The sequence below is a fragment of the Streptomyces sp. NPDC047061 genome (assembly GCF_040643955.1).
In the GTDB taxonomy this organism is placed as follows: domain Bacteria; phylum Actinomycetota; class Actinomycetes; order Streptomycetales; family Streptomycetaceae; genus Streptomyces.
The window spans coordinates 129458-150572 of the sequence record NZ_JBEYVI010000018.1 but is presented as its reverse complement, the minus strand read 5'-3'; the positions used below and the strand labels follow the sequence as shown (position 1 = coordinate 150572).

Below are 21115 nucleotides of genomic sequence, written 5' to 3'. Positions count from 1 at the left end.
CGAGGCACTGATGCGTACCCCTCACGTCGTCGTGGTGATGGGCGTCGCCGGCACGGGCAAGACCACGATCGGTCCGCTGCTCGCCGCCCGGCTCGGCGTCCCGTACGCCGAGGGCGACGACTTCCACCCGCCGGCCAACATCGCCAAGATGTCGGCCGGGCACCCGCTCGACGACGCCGACCGGTGGCCGTGGCTGGACGCCATCGGCTCCTGGGCGCACGGGCGGGCGGGGCTCGGCGGGGTGGTCAGCAGCTCCGCGCTGAAGCGGTCCTACCGTGACCGGCTGCGGGCCGCGGCCCCCGGCATCGTGTTCCTGCACCTGACCGGCGACCGGCGGCTCATCGAGGACCGGATGTCGCACCGGCAGGGCCACTTCATGCCGACCGCGCTGCTCGACTCCCAGTTCGCCACGCTCCAGCCGCTGGCGGCGGACGAGGCCGGCGTCGCCGTGGACGTCTCGGGCACGCCCGAGGAGATCACCGCACGGGCCGTACGGGCGCTGGAGACGCTGCCCGACCTCACTCCGCAGTAAGCCCCTCCCCCTCCCCCCTTACCTGTCCCCATCACTGCAAGGAACCCCTGTGACCAGACTCAGCGTCGAGATGCTGGCAGCGGACGCCGTCGCGCCCATCACCTCGGCCGGACACGCCCGGCTCGGCATCGCCGTCCTGCTGGGCTTCGCCGTCATCGTCCTGCTCATCACCAAGTTCAAGCTCCACGCCTTCCTGGCGCTCACCATCGGCTCGCTCGCGCTCGGCGCGTTCGCCGGGGCGCCGCTCGACAAGGCCATCACCAGCTTCACCACCGGGCTCGGCAGCACCGTCGCCGGCGTGGGTGTCCTGATCGCGCTCGGGGCGATCCTGGGCAAGCTGCTGGCCGACTCCGGCGGCGCCGACCAGATCGTCGACACGATCCTCGCCAGGGCCGGCGGGCGTGCCATGCCGTGGGCGATGGTGCTGATCGCCTCCGTGGTCGGGCTGCCGCTGTTCTTCGAGGTCGGCATCGTGCTGCTGATCCCGGTGGTGCTGATGGTCGCCAAGCGCGGCAACTACTCCCTGATGCGCATCGGCATCCCGGCCCTCGCCGGTCTGTCGGTGATGCACGGTCTGGTGCCCCCGCACCCGGGCCCGCTGGTCGCGATCGACGCGGTCCACGCGAACCTGGGCGTGACCCTGGCCCTCGGCGTCCTGGTCGCGATACCGACCGTGATCGTCGCCGGTCCGCTGTTCTCGAAGGTCGCGGCCCGCTGGGTGGACGTGCAGGCCCCGGACCGGATGCTCCCGCAGCGCCCGTCCGAGGAGCTGGAGAACCGCCCCGGCTTCGGCGCCACCCTCGCGACCATCCTGCTGCCGGTCGTCCTGATGCTGGCCAAGGCGCTGGTCGACATAGTCGTCGACGACCCGGCCCACACCGTCCAGCGGGTCTTCGACGTCATCGGCTCCCCGTTGGTCGCCCTGCTCACGGCCGTGATCGTCGGCATGTTCACGCTGGGCCGGCCGGCCGGGTTCTCGCGGGAGCGGATCTCGCAGACCGTCGAGAAGGGCCTCATGCCCATCGCGGGCATCCTCCTCATCGTCGGCGCGGGCGGCGGCTTCAAGCAGACGCTGATCGACTGCGGTGTCGGCCAGATGATCCTGGAGATCTCCAAGGACTGGTCGATCCCGGCGCTGCTGCTGGCCTGGCTGATCGCGGTCGCGATCCGTCTCGCGACCGGCTCCGCGACGGTCGCCACGGTGTCGGCGGCGGGCCTGCTGGCCCCCCTCGCCGCCGACATGTCGACGGCCCACACGGCCCTCCTGGTCCTGGCCATCGGCGCGGGCTCGCTGTTCTTCAGCCATGTGAACGACGCCGGATTCTGGCTGGTGAAGGAGTACTTCGGCCTGAGCGTCGGCCAGACCCTCAAGACCTGGTCGGTCATGGAGACGATCATCTCGGTGGTCGCGGGCGCCCTGGTCCTGCTGCTGTCCCTGGTGATCTAGGGGCGGTACGGGACCGGAGTCCGGCGGTGCGCGTCACCCGGCACCGCCGGACTCCGCCGTCTCGGCTGATCGCCGTTGCGGCGGAAACAGCTGTGAGGGACGTCCTTCCTCGTTCCGCCGCGACGGCGCTCAGCCACGACGGCGGAATCCGGCGGTGCCCGGTGCACCGTCGGAGGGCGTTCGGCGGGCCCGCCGGGCGGCTACGGCCGCCACAGCGGGTGTTCGCGTTTGGCCCACTCGCGGCTCACCGTTCCCGTGCGCAGGCCTCGTCTCGCCTCCGGGTCGCCCAGGGCCATGCCCACGTGGCCGGCCAGGACGATGCCGATCGTGAGGGCCAGCCAGTCGTGGACGAAGGTGGCCGAGGTGCGCCACATCAGCGGGGTGAGGTGGGTGAACCACATGAGGAGGCCGGTGCCGAGCATGACCAGGGTCGCGCCGGCGATCCAGTTCGCGTAGATCTTCTGGCCGGCGTTGAACTTTCCCGCCGGGCGCGAGGACGGGCGCTTGTCGCGGCTCAGGGCGGCGCGCAGCCAGAGCCGGTCGTGCGGGCCGAAGCGGTTCAGGAAACCGAGGTCCCTGCGGAAGGCGCGGGAGACCAGACCGAGGAGGACCGGGACGGGGAGGGCGAGGCCCGCGCACTCGTGGATGCGGACGACCAGTTCCCGGCGGCCGACGAGGACCGCCAGCTGCGGGATGTAGAGGCAGGCAGCCGTCGCGACGCAGAGGCCCATCAGCAGCGCCGTGGTGCGGTGGACCCAGCGCGCGGCAGGGGTGAAGCGGCGCAGCCGGTCCGTGGCGGCCGGGGCCTCAGCTCGTAGGCTCATCGTCACGTCCGTTCGAGCGGCCGACCCAGGCGTCGACGTCGTAGCCCAGCCTCTCCCAGTACCCCGGGTCGACCTTGTCGGTGACCGTGATGCCGGAGAGCCACTTGGCCGACTTGTAGAAGTACATGGGGGCGACATAGAGGCGGACCGGGCCGCCGTGGTCGTGGGTGATGGGCTTGTTCTGCATGCGCAGCGCGACCAGGACGTCCGAACGGCGCGCCTGGTCGAGGGTGAGGCTCTCGGTGTACGCGCCGTCGAAGCAGGTGAAGTGGATCGCCTTGGCGGTGTCCCGGACGCCCGCCAGGTCCAGGAGGTGGGAGAGCCGGACGCCCTCGAAGGGGGTGTCGGGGACCCGCCAGCCGGTCACGCACTGGACGTCCTTGACCAGCTTGGTCTGCGGCAGGGCCCGCAGGTCGGCCAGGGTGTAGGTGCCCGGCTTGTCGACCAGTCCGTCGATCTTCAGCTGGTAGTCGGCCGCGGTCTTGTCCGGCACCGATCCGGTCACCGAGTAGTACCGGAAACCGCCGCCGTTCGGGAGCAGTCCGGTCAGGCCCGTGGGGTCCTTGCCGGAGAAGGCCCCGAGGACCGACTCGGTGACGCGTTGCAGCACCGGCGCGGTCACCAGGCCGAGCGCGCCGAGGCCGATGGTGCCGAGGAACACCCGGCGGCCGACCGGACTGCCCTCCTCGGTGCGCCGCGGCGCCTCGGATTGTTCAGAGTTCACGTACTCATTCGAACACCATCCGGGCGGGCTCGGCCACGAAATCCGGCGGCCGTAAGGAATCCACAACCTCTTCTCATCAACTTCCCCTCAACCTCCCAGCGCCCGCTCCCGGGCCGCCCGGAACGCCTCGCACGGATCGCGGTCCGGGTAGGACCAGGGTGCCGAGGTGGCATGGCGGCCGATCCGCTGGAACAGGGCCGCGGCCTCGGCGTACCGGCCGGCGCCGGAGGTGGCGTGGGCCAGGTGGTTGAGGTCGATGTGGCGGCGGGGATGCTCCTCGATGCCCCACTCCAGCCACCAGTCGAAGGCGGCGCCCAGGGCGCGCAGCGCGGACGGCTCCGTCCAGTGCCCGGCGACCGCCGGGTCGGCGGGGGCCCGGCCGGTGGCGGCCAGCACCCGGTGGCGTTCGGCGTAGGCGACGACCGGCAGGACGGCGAGCGGGGAGTCGGCCGGGGCCTCCGCCGCCGCGCGTTCCGCGAAGGCGCACAGTGCGTACGTCTCCCCGGTCTCGGTCTCCGCGATCCGGGCCGCCATCAGGTGGTGGGCATGGTGGTGCTCGGGATGGCGGCGGCGCACCTCGGCGAAGGTCCGGCGCGTCTCCTCGTCGGTGCCCAGGTAGCGGGCCAGCAGGAGCAGGCCGAGCCACGAGGTGGGGTCGGCCGGGGCGAGCCTGGCGGCACCGGCGCAGGCCTCGCGGGCCCGCTCCGGGTCCTCCTTGCCGCGCAGGGCGCGCCGGACCAGGGTCAGGGCGTACAGGGTGGCGGCGTCGGCGGAGCCCGGCTCGGCGAGCAGCCACTCGCGGGCCCAGGCGACGGCGTAGGGCTCGCGGGCCAGGACGGTGGCCCGGTGGCCGCGACGGTCCCAGTCATCACCCGTATGGAGCAGCAGGGAGCGGGCGGACTGCCAGCGGCCCTGGGCCAACGCGGCCCGGGCGGAGATGAGTTCGGCGTCGTCGAGGGCGTCGTCGGGGCAGTGTTCGCACCCGGGGTGCGCTGCGGCGCGGGGAGCTCGGGCGACGGCCGGGCCTGGGTCCGAGACGGCCGGGCCTGGGCCTAAGAGGGGCGGGGTTGGGGGCACCGCGGAACTTCCTGGTTGTCGGGCTGCCATCGGCCGATCACGCACAGCAAACCCCCAGCCAAGACTTTGCGTCAAGCTGAACGGGGCTCGTACTCTGTTCAACTACCTTGTGCAAAGCGGAACTTGACGCGCGCCGGGGCCAGGTTGGCGTACCGTGGCCGTGGGGCTTCGGGTTCCGGCTGTGGCGTACGCCATGGCGTCGGCCGCCCGGGCGTCGGACCATGGCCGTAGGGTCCCGCCGCCGCTCCGATCCGCACCGCGTGATCGACTCGGGCAGCGTGACCGAGTCAACCGCCCGGTTCCGGGAACCCCCGGAACAATCCCCACCCGGGAGCGCTACAGTCGGCCACTACGCACTCCGTAGCCCGGCCGCAGATCGAGGTACGCAGCGTGTCCGTTCTGGTTCTGGTCCTCGCCGTGAGCGCGGCCTGTTGCCTGGGCTTCGGGTTCGTGCTCCAGCAGAACGTCGCCCAGAAGGCACCGCTCAGCGACTTCCTCTCGCCCCGGCTGCTGCTCGACCTGATGAGGGTGCCGCGCTGGCTCGGCGGCATCGGCCTGATGGTGGCCGGCATGGTCCTCGGCGCGATCGCCCTCGGCAAGGGCGAGATCTCCCTCGTCGAGCCGCTGCTGGCGACGAACCTCCTGTTCGCCCTCGCGCTCTCCCGGCACCAGACCAGGCATCCCCTCAGCCACCAGGGCTGGGCAGGTCTCGTCCTGCTCGCGGGCGGCGTGACCGCGTTCATCCTGGCGGGCCAGCCACGCGGCGGCGACGCCATAGCCAACCCGCTGCGGCACTGGCTGATCATCGGCGCGATGGTCGGCACAGCGCTGCTGCTCACGACCTACGCCAAACGCTCCCGCCTCAGCGCGGGACCGACCCTCCTCGCCCTCGCCGCCGGCCTGCTCTACGGCGTCCAGGACGCGCTGACCCGGGTCACCGGCACCCGCTTCTCCGAGGGCGGCATCATGGAGGTGCTGACCGGCTGGCAGCCGTACGGTGTGCTGGTCCTCGGGGTCACCGGGCTGATCCTCGTCCAGAGCGCGTTCGAGACGGCGGAGCTGCGCAACTCGCTGCCCGCGCTCACCGCGGCCCAGCCGCTCGCCGGGATCCTCTGCGGGGTCGGCTTCCTCGGGGACAAGCTGCGCACCGACACCGGGGCGCTGGCCTGGGAGGCGGCGGGGCTCGCGGCGATCGTGGCGGGCATCGTGCTGCTGGGTCTGCACCCGGCGATGCCGCGCGGTGCGGCGCCGAAGGAGCCCTCGCTGGACCTCCAGCCGCGCTGACCTCCGGTCGGCCGCAGCACGCCCCCCGGCGGTGGCCGTCCGGCTGCTTGGATGGCGGTATGAGCGCTGCTGACGAGATCCTCGACATCGTCGACGAGCACGACCAGGTGATCGGCACGTCCCCGCGCGGCGAGGCGTACGCCCGGGGCCTGCGCCATCGCTGTGTCTTCATCCAGGCCCGCGACGCCGCCGGCCGGCTCTTCGTCCACCGCCGCACCGCCACCAAGCTGGTCTTCCCCTCCCTGTACGACATGTTCGTCGGGGGTGTGGTGGGGGCGGGCGAGTCCTACGACGACGCGGCGCTGCGGGAGGCCGAGGAGGAACTGGGCGTGAGCGGTCTCCCCCGGCCGACGTTCCTCTTCAAGTTCCTGTACGACGACGGCGCCCGGCAGAGCTGGTGGTCCGCGGTGTACGAGGTGCGCTGCGAGCTGCCGGTGCGGCCGCAGGCGGAGGAGGTGGCGTGGCACGCCTTCCTGAGCGAGGAGGAACTGGTGTCCCGGCTCGGCGAGTGGGAGTGGGTACCGGACGGGGTGGCGGCGTGGGAGCGGCTGCGGGTGCATCGGGGCTGAGGTGGGGGGTGGGGACGCTTACCGGCGCTGGCCGGGTGCCGCCCGCGCCCACCCGTGCCGCCCCAGCGGCACGACTGCCCGCGGCTGCATGAGAGACGGCTGGGCAGCGCCCCGTCAGGGGCGCGGGGAACTGCGCGACCAGCCCCCACGCACCCGCAGCCGAAAACGTCGGCCCTCCTCGCCCCCGGTAGGCTTCCGGCACGTGATCGAATTCGCGCGGAACGTCCGTTTGTGGTTCGCCCCCGAAGAGGTACGCCAGGAGGGCAAGACCCCCGACTACCGCTTCTCCCTCGCCAACGAGCGGACCTTCCTGGCCTGGCTGCGCACCGCCCTCGCCCTCATCGGCGGCGGATTCGCCGTGGACCAGTTCCTGCCCGACCTCCGCTGGGGCTGGCGCGTAGGCCTCGCGCTCGCGCTCCTCGCCGCCGGCGTGCTCTGCTCGCTGCGTGCCGTGAACCACTGGATGCGCTGCGAGCGGGCGATGCGGCGCGGCGAGGATCTGCCGGTGTCCCGGTTCCCGGCCCTGCTGAGCGTGGTCGTCGCCGTGGTCGCCGTCGCGATGGTCGTCGTGGTGCTCGTCGGGTGGGAGGGATGACGGAGCCGGCCCGCGACCCCGGGCTCCAGCCGGAGCGGACCCGGCTGGCCTGGCGCCGTACGACCCTCTCGGCGACCGTCGCCGCCATACTCGCGGCGAAGACCGCGCTGCACGGCGGTACCTCGGCCGTCGGCGTGATCGCCTGCGCCGCCTGCTGCGCCCTGTGGCTGGGCTTCCTTCTGATCGCCAACCGCCGTATCCGGGCCCTCGCGGCCACCGACCGCCCCACCGCGCTGGCCCCCCGGAAGGCGACCGGGGCGGTGTTGTGCACGGTCGCCATCGCCCTGTGTGCCGCCGCACTGGTCGTATGAGCCCTGGCTTCGTACGGCCCCTCGCTCAGCCCTCCTCCGGCCAGTCCACGGTGACCACCAGCCTGCCCCGGGTACCCCCCTCCTGGCTGCGGCGCTGTGCGTCGGCCGCCCGCTCCAGCGGGAACGTCTCGGCGACATGGACGGCGACCGCCCCCTGTTCCGCGAGCGCCGTAAGCCGGGTCAGGTCCTCGGCGTCGGGTCGCGCCCAGCAGTAGCGGCCGCCGAAGTCGACGACGTCCGGGTCGGCGATCGAGGCCATCCGGCCCTCGGGGGCGAGCAGGTTCGCCGAGACGGTCAGGGTCTCCCCGCCGACGGTGTCGAAGACGGCGGCCACGCCCTCCGGGGCCAGCCCCCGGACGCGCTCGGCCAGGCCCGCGCCGTAGGTCACCGGTTCGCCGCCGAGCCCCCGGACGAAGTCGTGGTTGCGCTCGCCCGCCGTGCCGATCACCCGGGCGCCGAGGTGGGCCGCGATCTGGACGGCGAGGGAGCCGACCCCGCCGGCGGCGGCGTGCACCAGGACCGTCTCGCCACGCTTGACCTCCAGGGCGTGCACCAGCACCTGGTAGGCGGTGAGGCCGGCCAGCGGCAGCCCGGCGGCCTGCTCGAAGGTGAGGTTGCGCGGCTTGCGGGCGAGGGTGCGCACCGGGGCGGCGACGTACTCGGCGAAGGTGCCCCGGGAGAGGAAGTCCTCGCGGACGTAGCCGATCACCTCGTCGCCGACCGCGAACTCGGTGACGGCGGCCCCCGGCATGACGACGACGCCGGAGACGTCCCAGCCGGGGACCACCGGGAAGACGGTGTCCAGGATGCCGTGCAGCAGGCCTTCGCGGCACTTCCAGTCGACCGGGTTCACGGCGGCCGCCCGGACCTTCACCAGCACCGAGTCGGGGCCGACCTTCGGGTCCTTGACCTCGCCGTACTCCAGCACCTCGGGGCCGCCGTACCGGCTGTAGCTGATGCCTTTCATGCCAACGACCCTCTGGGGTACTCGGACGCCACGCAACCGGGATGCCCGCATATGTGCCGTTTGCGTGGCAGCCTGTCCGTCGGCATCACGCCACACAGCTGAACCCACACACCAGAACCCACACTCCCGAACCCCACACTCCCGAACCCCGCACCCCTGAAGGCGAGCACCATGACCACCCTCCACCAGGAACACGCCTCGCACGGTCACAGCCACGGACCGGACTGCGGGCACGACCAGGTGCCGCACGGCGACCACGTCGACTACGCGCACAACGGGCATCTGCACCGCGAGCACGGCGGCCACTGGGACGAGTGCGAGCCCGCCGGGCACGTCACCCACGAGGCGCACGCGCACCGGCACGGCGACGGCTGCGGGCACACCGGCGTCCTGCACGGCGACCACGTCGACTATCTCCACGACGGCCACCGGCACGCCGAGCACGACGGCCACTGGGACGACCACTGAGCCGATCCTCTCCGGTGACGGCTCCCCGCTCTGCGCGCGCGGGGAACCGTCACCCGCCGTACGGGTCGTAGGGTGGTCCCGGTCACGTTTGGCTCACGCGCTGGACGACATACCGACTGGTCGGCATCATAAGTCGGGTCCTGTTCATTCGTTCGTAGGAGCGATGCATGAGCCCCGACCACCCGCCCGGACTCGATCTCGACCGGCTGCGCGGCCTGCTCGACCGCGAGCGCCCCGGCCTGGTGACCGGTCCGCTGACCGGAAGGCTGATCGAGGGCGGACGGTCGAACCTCACCTACGCGCTCTCCGACGGCGCCTCGAAGTGGGTGGTGCGCCGGCCGCCGCTGGGCCACGTCCTGGCCACCGCGCACGACATGAAGCGCGAGCACCGGGTGATCAGCGCGCTGTACCCGACCGAGGTACCGGTGCCGCGCCCGGTGCTGCTGTGCGAGGACGACGAGGTCCTCGGCGCGCCGTTCTACGTGATGGAGTTCGTGGCGGGCACCCCGTACCGCACCTCCGAGCAGCTCGCGCCGCTCGGCCCCGAGCGCACCCGCAACGCCGTGCTGTCCCTGGTGGACACGCTGGTCGAGCTGCACGCCGTGGACCCCGCGGAGGTGGGTCTCGCCGACTTCGGCCGCCCGGAGGGCTTCCTGGACCGCCAGCTGCGCCGCTGGGGCAAGCAGCTGGACGCCTCCCGCAACCGCGAGTTGGCCGGCATCGACGAGCTGCACGCGACCCTGGGCCGCCGGCTGCCCGACTCCCCCGCGCCCACGGTGATCCACGGCGACTACCGCCTGGACAACGTCCTGATCGGCGACGACGACAGGATCAAGGCGATCCTCGACTGGGAGATGTCGACGCTCGGCGACCCGCTGACCGACCTGGGCCTGCTGGTGATGTACAGCCTGCCGCTGGGCGCGCCCGACTCGCCGGTGTCGACGACGGCCGAGGCGCCGGGCCACCCGGACCCGCGTGAGCTGGTCGAGCGCTATGCCGCCCGCTCGGGGCGGGACGTCTCGCACATCTCCTGGTACACGGCGTTCGCCTGGTTCAAGCTCGCCGTGATCCTGGAGGGCATCCACTACCGGTACACGCTGGGCCAGACGCTCGGGCAGGGCTTCGACCGCATCGGCGAGCTCGTCCCCGTCTTCATCGACCACGGACTGACCACTCTTCAGGAAGGCTGACCGGCCATGGACTTCGCGTTCGACGCGCGCACCGAGGAGCTGCGCGCCCAACTGCTCGCCTTCATGGACGAGTTCGTCTACCCGGCCGAGGCGGTCGCCGAGGAGCAGCGGGCCGGACTGGCCTCGCCGTGGGACACCCCGGCCGTGGTCGGGGAGCTGAAGGCCGAGGCGCGCAGGCAGGGCCTGTGGAACCTCTTCCTCCCGGACGCCGAGTACGGCGCGGGGCTCACCAACCTCCAGTACGCGCCGCTCGCCGAGATCACCGGCCGCTCCCCGCACCTGGCGCCGACCGCGCTGAACTGCGCGGCACCGGACACCGGGAACATGGAGGTGCTGGCCCAGTTCGGCGACGACGCGCAGAAGAAGCAGTGGCTGGAGCCGCTGCTCGCCGGTGAGATCCGCTCCGCGTTCGCCATGACCGAGCCGGAGGTGGCCTCCTCGGACGCCACCAACATCACCACGTACATCGAGCGGGACGGCGACGACTACGTCATCACCGGCCGCAAGTGGTACATCTCCGGGGCGATGAACCCGGACTGCAGGATCTTCATCGTGATGGGCAAGACCGACCCGGACGGCACCGACATCCGGCGCCAGCAGTCCATGGTCCTGGTCCCGCGCGACACCCCGGGCGTCACCGTGAAGCGGGCGATGAAGGTCTTCGGCTACGAGGACCACTCGCACGGCGGCCACGCCGAGGTGGTCTTCGACCACGCGCGCGTGCCGGTGTCGAACCTGGTGGGCGAGGAGGGCGGCGGCTTCGCCATCGCCCAGGCCCGGCTCGGCCCGGGCCGTATCCACCACTGCATGCGGCTGATCGGCATGGCCGAGCGGGCGATCGAGCTGATGTGCCGCCGGGCCGTCTCCCGGCAGGCCTTCGGCAAGGCGCTGGCCCAGCAGGGTGTGGTGCACAACTGGATCGCCGACGCCCGGGTGACGGTCGAGCAGCTGCGGCTGCTGGTCCTCAAGACGGCCTGGCTGATGGACACCGTCGGCAACCGGGGTGCCCACGCCGAGATCCAGGCCATCAAGATCGCCACGCCGCGGGCGGTCGTCGACATCATCGACCGGGCGATCCAGCTGCACGGCGCGGGCGGCGTCAGCCAGGACTTCCCGCTGGCCGACCTGTACGCCGGGGCCCGCACCCTGATGATCGCCGACGGCCCGGACGAGGTGCACCAGCGCTCGCTGGCGCGCCGGGAGCTGAAGAAGTACCTGTAGGCGACGGGCGGTGAGGGGCCGGGCGGACATCGGGGATGTCCGTACCGGCCCTTCGTCCGTACCGGCCCTTCGCCCCGCCCGTACCGGCCCTTCACCGTCGGCCTCAGCCCGTCCGACCCACCACGAGCTGGTAGAAGATCGGCTCGCCGGTCGTGGTCACCCGGTGCCGGAACCGGGTCCGTTCCAGCAGTTCGAGGCGTCCGTCGGCCACCAGCCGCTCGACGGCGACGCCGAACCCGTCCGGATCCGCCTCGTCCATCCACTGCTCGTGGAGGGTGAAGGCCACGGGCGCGCCGGGCGGCAGGACCCCGAGCGCGTTCACCAGAGCCCGCGGTGTGGCGTGCGTACCGCCGAACGCGCCGGCCGACACCAGCCCGCCGAACGCGTACGGGCTCAGTGCCGCACGGAGTCCGTCGCCGAGCTGGAAGTCGCCGACCACGTAGTCGGCGTAGACGCCCGGCCGGTCGCGCAGACACGCCTCGCGCGCCGCCGGCAGCGCGTCGACCCCGACGACCCGGGCCACGCCGCCACCACGCACGAGTTCGCCGACCAGTCCGGTGCCGGAGCCCACGTCAAGGACCGTCATCGACTCCGGCGCCAAGCCGAGGCGCGTGACCGCGCGCAGCAGACCCTCGGCCGCGACCTGCGGCGACACGCACTGCAGCCGCTCCTGGACGACATGCTCGTAGAGGCCGCGCACGGCGTAGATCCGCGTGTACTCGTGCAGGTGCACCGTCTCCTGCTCGTTCAGCCCGATGTACTCGCCGTCGGTCACTGGCGGGCCGAGCAGCCGGACGCCCGCAAACGCATCTGCCATGCCGGCGAGACTATGCGGACGCATCGGCGCGCCGCCATCGGTGGCGCGGACGATCCGGGTGTTCTCCGGTCCGGCCCTTAGGGGCGCAGCGCCCGCAGCAGCAGGTCGGCCAGGTGGTCGGCGACCTCCTGGGGGGTCATGGGGCCGTCGGGGCGGTACCAGGTCGACAGGTGGTGGACCGAGCCGAAGTGGTAGTCGACGACGAGGTCGGCCGGGGTCGCGGTGGAGAACACGCCCTCGCGCTGGCCCTCCTCGACGAGCGCGCGGAAGCGTTCGTGGTAGCGCCGGCGCTCGGCGCGCACCTGCTTGTTCTTCTCCGGACTCAGGTGGTGCATGGAGCGGAAGAAGATCATCGCGTCGTCGAGGTTCTCGATGGTCGTGACGACCACGTCCGCCGCCGCGCCCCGCAGCCGCTTCTCGATCGGCTCGTCCGCGTTCGCGAAGGCGTCGAGCCGCTCCTGCTGGACGCGCAGCACGCGCGCGTACACCTCGTGCAGGAGGTCGTCCTTGGAGCCGAAGTAGTGGTACAGCGCCCCCTTGGTGACGCCGGCCGCCTCCACGATCTCCTGCACGGAGGTGCGGTCGTACCCCTGCTCCGCGAAGAGCCGGGTGGCGGCGGCAAGAAGCCGCTGCGGAACAGGAGCCCCGTCTCCGTCCGTCGTCCTGGGCACTGCCGCCACCTGCCTTTCTCGTAGATCCACTAACCCTGTTGCGGTCGGGAACGCAGTTCCCGTCGGAGGATCTTCCCACTTGCCGTCTTCGGCAGGTCGGGCAGGATCTCCACCTGGCGCGGATATTTGTAAGCGGCCAGTCTCTCCTTGCAATAGAGGGCGAGATCGTCCGGGTCGGTTGCAGTTCCCGGGCGAAGACTGATGTAGGCCTTGACGGTCTCGCCGCGGTACCCGTCCGGCACCCCGACGACTGCCGCCTCGCGTACCGCCGGGTGGGTGTACAGCACGTCCTCGACCTCGCGCGGCCAGACCTTGAAGCCGGACGCGTTGATCATGTCCTTCTTGCGGTCGACGACGTACAGCCAGCCCTGCGGGTCCATGAACCCGATGTCGCCGGTGCGCAGTTCGCCGTCCGGGAAGGTCTCGGCGGTGGCCTCGGGCCGCCGCCAGTACCCGGGCACCACCTGCGGCCCGCGGACGGCGATCTCGCCCTGCTCGCCGAAGGGCAGCTCGTTGCCCTCGTCGTCGATGATGCGGACGACCGTGTCCGGGCCGGGCACCCCGACCGCGAGGGTCCCGGAGACCGGGTCGACGGGCGCCTCCAGCTCCGGCGGCACGGAGGCGCAGGGCGCGGTGCACTCGGTCAGCCCGTAGCCGTTGCGGATGTACGGCCCGAACCCGGCGCGGAACTTCTCCACCAGGGCCGGCGGCAGCGGCGCGCCGCCCGACGAGATGTTGACGAAGGAGGCGAAGTGCTCCGGGGTGACGTCCGGATGGGCGGCCAGGGCCATGAACGCGGTGGACGGGCCGACGGTGTACTGCGGGCGGTGCTCGGCGAACGCCTCCAGGACCAGGCCCGGCTCGAAGCGGTAGGTCAGCACGAGCGTGCCCACGCTGGTGAGACAGGCGCAGAGCTGGCAGACCATGCCGGTGATGTGGAAGAGGGGCGCGAGGGCGTAGTAGACCGGCGCGTCGGGCAGCGCGAGCCCGGTCCGCTGCCGCTCCGCGTTGTACATGATGTTGCTGTGCAGGTTGGTGGCGCCCTTGGGGGTGCCACTGGTCCCCGAGGTGTAGCTGATCAGCGCGATGTCGGAGGGCTCGGGATCGCGCCCCTCGGGTGCCTTCCCGCCCCGCCGGGCGACGGCGATCAGGTCCTCGGCGTCGGCGGCCTGCGGCAGCCGCTCGAAGGCCAGCACGCGCGCGTCGTCACGCGTCTGGAAGTCCAGCTCGCTCGCGGTGAGCACGATCCGCACCGGCGAGTCGGCGGCCGTGTCGCGCAGATACGACTCCCAGGCCCGCTGCGAGCAGACCAGCGCGCTCACCTCGGCGTCCCGCAGGACGTGCGTGACCTCTCCCGACTTGTACATCGGGTTGACCGGTACGACGGTCGCGCCCGCCTTCCAGGCGCCGAGCAGCGCGAGCACGAAGTGCGGCGAGTTCTGCAGGATCACGGCGACCCGGTCGCCGCGCTCCAGGCCGCGCTCGGCGAGATGGGCTGCGACCGAGTCGCTCAGCTCGTCGACCTCGCGGAAGCTGAGGCGGGCGTCGAAGTAGGTGAGGCAGGTGCGGGCGGGCGCCTCGGCCACGGCGGCCCGCAGGGCGTGCACCAGCGAGGCGGGCGGGTCGACCGGCCCGCGCTGGGCGTCGTTGAGCAGCCCCACCCACGGCCGGGCGGCGTAGATCGACTCGGTCTCCGACACGGTCACCGGGTGGCCTCCCACTTCTGCTGGATGTGGTTCATGTTCGTCAGCCAGCGGTCCGGGTCGGTGGCCCGTGCCCGGTAGAAGTCGGCGACCTCGGGATGCGGCAGGATCAGGAACCGGTCCTCCGCCATCCCCTTGAACAGCGCCTCGGCGACGTCCTCCGGTTCGATGGCGGTCGGCTGGAGCACGATATCGCCGGCGCTGCCGGTGGCGGCGAGCATGTCGGTACGGACGCCCTGCGGGCAGATGGCGTGCACTTTCAGGCCACGGTGCCGGTACGTCAGTGACAGCCACTCGGCGAAGGCGTAGGCGGCGTGCTTGGTCACGCTGTAGGGCGCGGCGCCGATCATGGTGAGCAGTCCGGCGGCGGACACGGTGGACACGAACCGCCCGCTCCCCCGCTCCAGCCACTCCGGCACCAGTTCCTGGGCGGCCCGCACATGAGCCATGACGTTGACGTCCCAGGCGGACTCCCACACGGCCGGCTCGGCCGCCTCGGACCCACCCGACCCGAGCCCGGCGTTGGCGCAGTAGACGTCGACACTCCCGCCGAGCGCGTCCCGGGCGGCGCCGACGATGCCGGACGCGTCCCCCGGAAGGGCGATCCCGCCGATCTCCTCGGCGACGGCGGCCGCCTTGGCCCCGTCCAGGTCGTTCACGACGACGCGGGCGCCCTCGGCGGCGAACCGGCGGGCGAGGGCGGCCCCGATGCCCCCTCCCGCCCCGGTGACGACGACTCGGGCATCTTGCACGGCTCCCACCATCGGTCTCCTTCGACACGACGCGACCAGACTCGGCTCAGCACCGACACACTAACCGGTCGGTATGTTTGAGAAAAGGGCGACCGTCACACCCCCTAGCTGCAGGCGCGCTCCGCAGGGACGCAGGGTCACCGGCCGGCACGCGACGACCGCACCCACCCTCAGGGACGCGGGGCCGCTGTCCGACAAGGGACGACCGCAACCCCCTAGGGGCGCGGGGACTGCGCGACCAGCCACAAACGACCCGCACCCGGACACCGACGGAGGCCACCCCCATGCGCCCGTCCAGACGAAGTCTGCTCACCGCGGCCACGGCAACGGCAGCAGTCGCCACAGCCCTACCCACGGCGACCACAGCTGACGCCCACGGCGCCCTCAAGACCGGCTTCGACCACCTCTCCGCCGACGGCTACGCCCTCCTCGCCGCCCAGAAGGTCGGCATCGTCACCAACCCCACCGGCATCACCCAGGACGCCCGCCACATCGTCGACGTCATGCACGCCGACCCCCGCGTGCAGCTCAGGGCCGTTTTCGGCCCCGAGCACGGCTTCCGCGGCACCGCCCAGGCCGGCGGCTCCGAGGGCCGCCACGACGACCCGGCGACCGGCCTCCCCGTCTACGACACGTATCTCAAGAGCGGTCAGCCCCTCGCCGACGTCTTCACCGCGTCCGGCGTGGACACCGTCGTCTTCGACATCCAGGACGTCGGCGCCCGTTTCTACACGTACATCTGGACGCTGTACGACTGCATGGCGGCCGCCCGGCTGGCCGGCAAGCGCTTCGTCGTCCTCGACCGGCCGAACCCCGTGACCGGCCGCACGGCCGAGGGCCCGGTCCTGCACCGGGAGTTCGCCAGTTTCGTCGGCCGGCAGCCGATCGCGCAGGCGCACGGGATGACGGTCGCCGAGCTCGCGCGGCTGTTCAACGCGGAGTTCCTGGACCCGCCGGTCCCGCTGGACGTCGTAGCGATGACGGGCTGGCGCCGCTCCCGCTTCTTCGACGCGTACGGCCTGCCGTGGGTGCCTCCGAGTCCCAACATGCCCACCCCGGACACCGCCCTGGTCTACTCGGGGACCTGTCTCTTCGAGGGCACCAACCTGTCCGAGGGCCGCGGCACCACCCGCCCCTTCGAACTGCTGGGCGCGGAGGGCATCGACGCGCGCTGGGCCGCCGCGGCCAGCGAACTCGCGCTGCCGGGCGTGCGGTTCCGGGAGGCCTACTTCGCGCCGACCTTCTCCAAGTTCCAGGGCAGGACCGTCGGCGGGGTGCAGATCCATGTGCGCGACCGGGCCGCCTACGACCCGGTACGCACCGGAATCGCCCTGCTGGTCACCGCGAGGAAGGTGTGGAGCGGCTTCGCCTGGCGCGAGGACGACTGGATCGACAGGCTCACCGGGTCCACGCGCGTGCGCACGATGATCGACGCCGGCGCGGGCCCGGACGAGGTCGTCGGCGCCTGGCAGGACGAACTCGCCGCATTCCGCCGGGTCCGAAAGGAATTTCTCCTCTACAGGTGAGGCGCGGTGTATGGCCAACCTTGCCCCGCGGCGGGACGATGCGCGCACATCGCACCGGTTCGGGGGACGAGGAGCCTGGTATGGCGGATCCTGGGATGAGTGTGGCTCCCTACTGGGAGCTGACCTTCGATGCGGACGGGGACCCGGACGGCGCCGAACGCGACCGGCTGCTGGGCGAGATCGGCGGCCACGGCCTCCATGACCTGATCGTCTTCGCGCACGGCTGGAACAACGACCGCTCGGGCGCGACCCGCCTGTACCGGCGGTTCTTCGCGCCGATCCCGAAGCTCGCCCCGAAGGCGCGGATCGGGTACGCCGGGGTGATCTGGCCGTCGATGCGGTTCTGCGACGAGCCGATCCCCGACTTCCCCAAGTCGGTGGTGGCCACGGAGACCGAGGAGTCACCGGCGCCCGCCCTCGACCAGGACACCCGGCACGCGCTCCTGGAGACGTTCCCGGGGCGGGCCACCGTGGTCGACCAGATCGCGCGGATGCTGGACCAGCGGCCGGCGAACGAGCTGGCGGAGTTCGGGCGGCTGGTACGGCTGCTGGTCGAGGTGGTCCCCGGCGGCCCGCAGCCGTTGTTCGCGGCGGACACGCTGGCGGAGGGCGTCCCGCAGAGCGACCCGGTGCTGTTCACCGGGGACACGGCGACCCTGTGCGAGGAGTTCGCGGCGGCGCTGGCCGCCCTCCACGGGGGCGGCGCCGCGGCCGGGTTCGCGCTGCCGAACCCCTGGGACGGCGCGAAGGAGCTGTTGCGGCAGGCGACGTACTACGCGATGAAGCGGCGCGCGGGGACCGTCGGGGAACGTGGGCTCGGGCGGGTGATCGGGCAGCTGGCCGCGGCGGCACCGGACGTGCGGGTGCATCTGGTCGGGCACAGCTTCGGCGGGCGGCTGGTGTCGTTCGCGCTGCGCGGGCTGCCGGACGGGGTGCACACGGTGAAGTCCGTGACCCTGCTGCAGGGCGCCTTCTCGCACTACGCGTTCGCCGCCCGGCTGCCCCACGACCCGCGCGCCGGCGGGGTGCTCCAGGGGCAGCAGAACCGGATCGACGGCCCGCTGGTGTGCTGCTACTCCCACTTCGACGAGGCACTCGGCACGATCTATCCGCTGGCCTCGCGGATGGCGGACGACTGCGAGTCGGCACTGGGCGAGGACGTGGGGCGGATGCTGGGCGACAGGTGGGGTGCGATGGGCCACGACGGCGTCCAGGAGGTGCCGGGCACCCGTTCGCTGGACCTCGCGGCGGCGCTGCGCGGCCCGCTCGCCGCGCCGGGCTGTGTGAACGTCGACGCGGCGGCGGTCGTGAAGAAGGGCGGGCCGCCGTCCGGGGCGCACAGCGACATCGTGCACCCCGAACTGGCCCGGGTGGTGCTGGCGGCGGGGCACATCGCATGACCCCGCCGCCGTGGGGCGTCAGCCCACCGGTGTGCGGCTCACCGGTGTGCGGCTCACCTGTGTGCGGATCACCTGTGTGAGGTGAACTCCACGACCTGCTGGAAGGTCGGCCGGTTCTGCCAGCTGATGTTGTAGTGCTTGATGCCGCCCAGGGTGCGCTGCACGATCGAGTCGGCGCACCACTGGTCGCCCGCCGAGCACAGCGAGTCCCCGGGGTAGACGGTGGACGCGCTCGTGCCGGCCGCCGTCTTCAGGGTGCTGATGAGGATGTCCCGGCAGGCGCTGAGGCTGCCGCCGCCGCAGTACTGCTCGGCGAGCGGTCCCGACACGGTCTGCCCGAGCACCGACCGGATGTCCTTGTCGACATAACTCCACCAGCCGTACTGGAAGGAGCTTCCGGCATGCGCACCGGTCGGGCCGTGGGCGGCCGACGGGGTCTCGTCGATGTACAGGTTGTTGGTGAACGCGGTGTACAGGTCGTCACCGAGGCCCGGCTGGAACTCGGCCTTCACCAGCAGCGGCCACCAGGCGTCCAGGATCCGGATGGCGTCGGCGTTGGCGTACGTCTTCGAGCCCGCCGAGGTCTCCGTTCTCTTGCCGCCCGCGGTCAGCCAGGTCTGGAGCTTGGTGACGGCCGCGGCGGCCGTGGAGTCGGTCACCGTACTGCTGTTGATCACCTTGAGCAGGTTCGGCAGCACGTCCTCGGCCCGCAGGTCCGTGAGCGATGCGTCTGCCATGGCCTTGACAAGCACAGAGCGGGTGACACCACCTGCGGCGACGAGTTTCTTCACCCGGTCGTTGAGCAGGTTGCCGCGGTGGACCGAGCCGTCACCCCAGCTCGCGGTCGTGTAGTTCAGTGCCTGTTTGTTGTTCCAGGAGACGTAGTAGTCCTGGTCGATCGACTGCGGGTGCTGGGCGGCCGGGGTGTAGTCGGCCGTGTTGGTGGTCGGGTTCCAGTTCTGCCACTCGTAGGCGGCCTGGCCCCAGACCGGGAACTCGGCGTCGACCCCGGTGGCCCGCACCGGGTTGTTGCCGCTGTTGTAGTACGCGGTGTGCGTGGAGTCGGCGTAGAACCAGTTGAACGTGTAGTTGATGTGCTGCACCGCGCTCTGGAAGGTCTGCGGGCTCTTCACGTAGTCGGGATCGTTGAGCATCTGGAAGCCGATGATCGAGTCGGCCTCGTGCATGTACGAGGATCTCAGGGTGGTGTAGGCGACCTTCTTCCCGCCGACGGTGGCCCGGTATTCGACGGGGCCGTACTTGGTCTTCCAGACCTTCATGGTGTACGAGCCGGCGGCCGTGCCGTCGGCCGTGGTCGGCTTCCAGGAGTTGGTCTGCTCGACCTCGTCCATGGCCGTGCAGGTGCCGTGGAACAGGTAGTGGTAGTCGTCCTGGCAGAGTTCGACCGCGTAGGAGTCGATGATGTCCTGCCCGGAGGTGGTGGCGGACCACGCGTAGTCCTGGCCGCGGCCCAGTTCGACGTACATGCTCAGGCCGGCGAAGGAGGCGCCGCGGGCGCTGATGCCCGGGCCCTGGATCTCCTGGAGCATGAGCAGCTGCGGGGCGAAGTAGCCGGTCTGCGGTCCGAACACGGCGATCGGGTGGCCGCTCGCGGTGTACTTGCCGCTGACGACGAGGGCGTTGGACATGCCGCGTCTGGCCGAGCTGAGCGCGGTCTTGGTCGCCGTCTCGGCGGCCGCGGTGGCGCTCTGGTCGGCACCGGTGCCGGTGGCGTTGTAGACCAGTGGTTCGGTCGTCACCGTACCGGCGTCCGGCAGCGCCTCGCCCTGCGGGTTGTCGGGCTTGGTGCCGTACGGGTAGCTCTCGCCGTTGTGGACGGTGAGCACGGCCTCGGGGTCGTTGCGCTCGCGGAACGACTCCCAGACCTTGGTGCCCTCCGTCACGCCGTACTTCTCCTGGGCGGCGAGCAGCGATATGGCGTTGTTGACCTCGCCACCACCGCCGGAGCCGAACAGCGCGCCGATCACGGAGGCCAGCGCCACCAGGTCGGTGATCTTGAAGTGGTCGATCGTGCCGGCGTTGGTGATCGAGTCCTTGTGCCCGGTCAGCACGTACTCTCCGGGGAAGTACCGGCCGCTGTCGGAGGCGTCGATGTAGGAGTTGATGCCGGCGAGGTAGGCGTTGGCATCGTCGAGGGCCTGCTGGCCGCGGGTGCCGTTGTTGGCGACGGCGTTGTCGATCTGCGCCTGGAGGTCGGCCTCGGAGTAGGGGGCGTTGCGGTAGAACTCCTGCTCGAGGCCCTGGTTGGAGGCGGCGCCGCCGGCGAAGGTGGTGAGCTGGCCGCGGCCGACGTGCCGGAACACGTCCATGAGCCACAGCCGGTCCTCAGCGGCGGCATACCCCGCACCGAACTCCGTGCCGTATCTGGTGGTACCGGTGATATGAGGCACACCGGTCTTCTTGTCGCGGACGATGGTGACGTCGCTGCGGCCGGCCGGGTTCTCGGTGGAGGCGACTTGATCGGAAGCGACCCCGAACGACGAGTCGTTGAAGAACGTGTTGATCTTCGCGTCGGTGAGGGTGGAGTAGCCCGTGGCCAGGCTGTTGTAGGTGCCGAGCTGGTCCTCGGCGTGGTCGGGCTGGGTGCCGAAGATCTGGTTGAGCAGGATCTGGGCGAGGGTGGCGTTGCCGTTCTCGCCGGGCGGCAGGATGTCGGAACACTGGCCGCCGCAGTAGTCGTTGGACGCCGCGGCCGCCGCCGGAGTCGCCTGGACCAGCGGGGAGAGCAGGCCGGCGATGAGGACGCATACGGATGCGGCTTTCAGGAACCCGGGGAGCTTGCGGGGAGTTCTCAGTTTGTCGAACAACGCGTGATGTCTGGTGCGCCGGGGCATGGCGGCTCCTCACGACGGGGGTGGTGCCGGACGTTACCGCCGGTATCCCCGGGATTGAAGATGAACATGCGTCAAGTTTTGGAGTGGTCGCCCGCGTCGGTGGCGTCACCGGCCATCGGTCAAGGCGGGCGGCCTTATGGACGGCATCGGAAATCCGATGGAGCCGATTCGAGTGTCGATAC

General features: G+C 71.5%; 20 protein-coding genes. 11 read left to right on the top strand and 9 right to left on the bottom strand.

Going from position 1 to position 21115, the window contains the following annotated elements; genetic code table 11:
* Positions 1-10 precede the first annotated feature (10 nt).
* Both ABZ887_RS25500 and ABZ887_RS25495 read left to right on the top strand, forming a co-directional pair.
* A complete protein-coding gene (locus tag ABZ887_RS25500; protein ID WP_361293237.1) occupies positions 11-532 on the top strand; it encodes a gluconokinase in 522 nt (173 codons plus the stop codon).
* Between the two features lie 49 nt (positions 533-581).
* Complete coding sequence (locus ABZ887_RS25495) at positions 582-1979, top strand: gluconate:H+ symporter (protein WP_361293235.1); 1398 nt, start codon at positions 582-584, stop codon at positions 1977-1979.
* A 200-nt stretch (positions 1980-2179) separates the two neighbouring features.
* Here ABZ887_RS25495 and ABZ887_RS25490 read toward each other — a convergent pair whose 3' ends face one another.
* From ABZ887_RS25490 to ABZ887_RS25480, 3 genes are all read right to left on the bottom strand, one after another.
* Positions 2180-2803: a cytochrome b/b6 domain-containing protein gene (locus ABZ887_RS25490; protein WP_361293233.1), complete on the bottom strand. Its 624-nt coding sequence runs from the start codon at positions 2801-2803 to the stop codon at positions 2180-2182.
* A complete protein-coding gene (locus ABZ887_RS25485) occupies positions 2787-3527 on the bottom strand; it encodes a molybdopterin-dependent oxidoreductase (RefSeq protein WP_361293231.1) in 741 nt (246 codons plus the stop codon). Before ABZ887_RS25485 ends, ABZ887_RS25490 begins: the two co-directional genes overlap by 17 nt.
* A gap of 87 nt (positions 3528-3614) precedes the next feature.
* Positions 3615-4604, bottom strand: coding sequence for a hypothetical protein (locus ABZ887_RS25480; RefSeq protein ID WP_361293229.1), 990 nt, complete (start codon positions 4602-4604; stop codon positions 3615-3617).
* A gap of 390 nt (positions 4605-4994) precedes the next feature.
* Here ABZ887_RS25480 and ABZ887_RS25475 point away from each other — a divergent pair, with 390 nt between their 5' ends.
* The 4 genes from ABZ887_RS25475 (at position 4995) to ABZ887_RS25460 (ending at position 7363) form a co-directional block, all read left to right on the top strand.
* The gene (locus ABZ887_RS25475) at positions 4995-5888 is read left to right on the top strand and encodes a DMT family transporter (RefSeq protein ID WP_361293227.1); all 894 of its coding nucleotides are present in this window, start codon (positions 4995-4997) and stop codon (positions 5886-5888) included.
* Positions 5889-5947: 59 nt separating this feature from the next.
* Positions 5948-6457 (top strand): NUDIX domain-containing protein, encoded by a 510-nt coding sequence (locus ABZ887_RS25470; RefSeq protein ID WP_361293225.1) that lies wholly within the window; start codon positions 5948-5950, stop codon positions 6455-6457.
* Positions 6458-6659: 202 nt separating this feature from the next.
* Positions 6660-7052, top strand: coding sequence for a DUF202 domain-containing protein (locus ABZ887_RS25465; protein ID WP_361293223.1), 393 nt, complete (start codon positions 6660-6662; stop codon positions 7050-7052).
* Complete coding sequence (locus ABZ887_RS25460; protein WP_361293221.1) at positions 7049-7363, top strand: DUF202 domain-containing protein; 315 nt, start codon at positions 7049-7051, stop codon at positions 7361-7363. Before ABZ887_RS25465 ends, ABZ887_RS25460 begins: the two co-directional genes overlap by 4 nt.
* A gap of 25 nt (positions 7364-7388) precedes the next feature.
* On the opposite strand, the gene ABZ887_RS25455 is transcribed toward ABZ887_RS25460, so the two are convergent.
* Complete coding sequence (locus tag ABZ887_RS25455) at positions 7389-8330, bottom strand: NADP-dependent oxidoreductase (RefSeq protein ID WP_361293219.1); 942 nt, start codon at positions 8328-8330, stop codon at positions 7389-7391.
* Positions 8331-8501: 171 nt separating this feature from the next.
* Here ABZ887_RS25455 and ABZ887_RS25450 point away from each other — a divergent pair, with 171 nt between their 5' ends.
* The 3 genes from ABZ887_RS25450 to ABZ887_RS25440 all read left to right on the top strand — a co-directional run bounded on the left by ABZ887_RS25450 (position 8502) and on the right by ABZ887_RS25440 (position 11209).
* Positions 8502-8798 carry a hypothetical protein gene (locus ABZ887_RS25450; RefSeq protein WP_361293217.1) on the top strand — a complete coding sequence of 99 codons (297 nt, stop codon included), beginning with the start codon at positions 8502-8504 and terminating at the stop codon, positions 8796-8798.
* A 167-nt stretch (positions 8799-8965) separates the two neighbouring features.
* Complete coding sequence (locus ABZ887_RS25445) at positions 8966-9988, top strand: phosphotransferase family protein (RefSeq protein WP_361293215.1); 1023 nt, start codon at positions 8966-8968, stop codon at positions 9986-9988.
* A gap of 6 nt (positions 9989-9994) precedes the next feature.
* Positions 9995-11209, top strand: a complete 1215-nt coding sequence (locus tag ABZ887_RS25440; RefSeq protein WP_361293213.1) for an acyl-CoA dehydrogenase family protein — start codon at positions 9995-9997, stop codon at positions 11207-11209.
* Positions 11210-11312: 103 nt separating this feature from the next.
* Here ABZ887_RS25440 and ABZ887_RS25435 read toward each other — a convergent pair whose 3' ends face one another.
* The 4 genes from ABZ887_RS25435 to ABZ887_RS25420 all read right to left on the bottom strand — a co-directional run bounded on the left by ABZ887_RS25435 (position 11313) and on the right by ABZ887_RS25420 (position 15164).
* Positions 11313-12026: a methyltransferase domain-containing protein gene (locus ABZ887_RS25435; protein ID WP_361293211.1), complete on the bottom strand. Its 714-nt coding sequence runs from the start codon at positions 12024-12026 to the stop codon at positions 11313-11315.
* A 77-nt stretch (positions 12027-12103) separates the two neighbouring features.
* Positions 12104-12697 (bottom strand): TetR/AcrR family transcriptional regulator, encoded by a 594-nt coding sequence (locus tag ABZ887_RS25430; protein WP_351703894.1) that lies wholly within the window; start codon positions 12695-12697, stop codon positions 12104-12106.
* Positions 12698-12726: 29 nt separating this feature from the next.
* The gene (locus ABZ887_RS25425) at positions 12727-14403 is read right to left on the bottom strand and encodes an AMP-binding protein (protein ID WP_361293209.1); all 1677 of its coding nucleotides are present in this window, start codon (positions 14401-14403) and stop codon (positions 12727-12729) included.
* Entirely contained in the window at positions 14400-15164 is a 765-nt protein-coding gene (locus ABZ887_RS25420; protein WP_361293207.1) for an SDR family oxidoreductase, read from the bottom strand. The genes ABZ887_RS25425 and ABZ887_RS25420 overlap by 4 nt, the downstream gene beginning before the upstream one ends.
* A gap of 272 nt (positions 15165-15436) precedes the next feature.
* Here ABZ887_RS25420 and ABZ887_RS25415 point away from each other — a divergent pair, with 272 nt between their 5' ends.
* Positions 15437-16678, top strand: a complete 1242-nt coding sequence (locus tag ABZ887_RS25415; protein ID WP_361293205.1) for a DUF1343 domain-containing protein — start codon at positions 15437-15439, stop codon at positions 16676-16678.
* An 80-nt stretch (positions 16679-16758) separates the two neighbouring features.
* On the top strand, positions 16759-18078 hold the full coding sequence (locus tag ABZ887_RS25410; protein WP_361293203.1) for a serine-threonine protein kinase: 1320 nt from the start codon (positions 16759-16761) through the stop codon (positions 18076-18078).
* 68 nt (positions 18079-18146) lie between these two features.
* On the opposite strand, the gene ABZ887_RS25405 is transcribed toward ABZ887_RS25410, so the two are convergent.
* Positions 18147-20933, bottom strand: coding sequence for a penicillin acylase family protein (locus tag ABZ887_RS25405; RefSeq protein WP_361293201.1), 2787 nt, complete (start codon positions 20931-20933; stop codon positions 18147-18149).
* Between the last annotated feature and the right edge of the window lie 182 nt (positions 20934-21115).

What these genes read in the sequence shown, in the direction of transcription:
- ABZ887_RS25500 (WP_361293237.1), top strand. Translation starts at nt 11, where the DNA reads ATGCGTACCCCTCACGTCGTCGTGGTGATGGGCGTCGCCGGCACGGGC.
- ABZ887_RS25490 (WP_361293233.1), bottom strand. Translation starts at nt 2,803, where the DNA reads ATGAGCCTACGAGCTGAGGCCCCGGCCGCCACGGACCGGCTGCGCCGC.
- ABZ887_RS25470 (WP_361293225.1), top strand. Translation starts at nt 5,948, where the DNA reads ATGAGCGCTGCTGACGAGATCCTCGACATCGTCGACGAGCACGACCAG.
- ABZ887_RS25460 (WP_361293221.1), top strand. Translation starts at nt 7,049, where the DNA reads ATGACGGAGCCGGCCCGCGACCCCGGGCTCCAGCCGGAGCGGACCCGG.
- ABZ887_RS25455 (WP_361293219.1), bottom strand. Translation starts at nt 8,330, where the DNA reads ATGAAAGGCATCAGCTACAGCCGGTACGGCGGCCCCGAGGTGCTGGAG.
- ABZ887_RS25450 (WP_361293217.1), top strand. Translation starts at nt 8,502, where the DNA reads ATGACCACCCTCCACCAGGAACACGCCTCGCACGGTCACAGCCACGGA.
- ABZ887_RS25445 (WP_361293215.1), top strand. Translation starts at nt 8,966, where the DNA reads ATGAGCCCCGACCACCCGCCCGGACTCGATCTCGACCGGCTGCGCGGC.
- ABZ887_RS25440 (WP_361293213.1), top strand. Translation starts at nt 9,995, where the DNA reads ATGGACTTCGCGTTCGACGCGCGCACCGAGGAGCTGCGCGCCCAACTG.
- ABZ887_RS25435 (WP_361293211.1), bottom strand. Translation starts at nt 12,026, where the DNA reads ATGGCAGATGCGTTTGCGGGCGTCCGGCTGCTCGGCCCGCCAGTGACC.
- ABZ887_RS25420 (WP_361293207.1), bottom strand. Translation starts at nt 15,164, where the DNA reads ATGGTGGGAGCCGTGCAAGATGCCCGAGTCGTCGTCACCGGGGCGGGA.
- ABZ887_RS25415 (WP_361293205.1), top strand. Translation starts at nt 15,437, where the DNA reads ATGCGCCCGTCCAGACGAAGTCTGCTCACCGCGGCCACGGCAACGGCA.
- ABZ887_RS25410 (WP_361293203.1), top strand. Translation starts at nt 16,759, where the DNA reads ATGGCGGATCCTGGGATGAGTGTGGCTCCCTACTGGGAGCTGACCTTC.
- ABZ887_RS25405 (WP_361293201.1), bottom strand. Translation starts at nt 20,933, where the DNA reads ATGCCCCGGCGCACCAGACATCACGCGTTGTTCGACAAACTGAGAACT.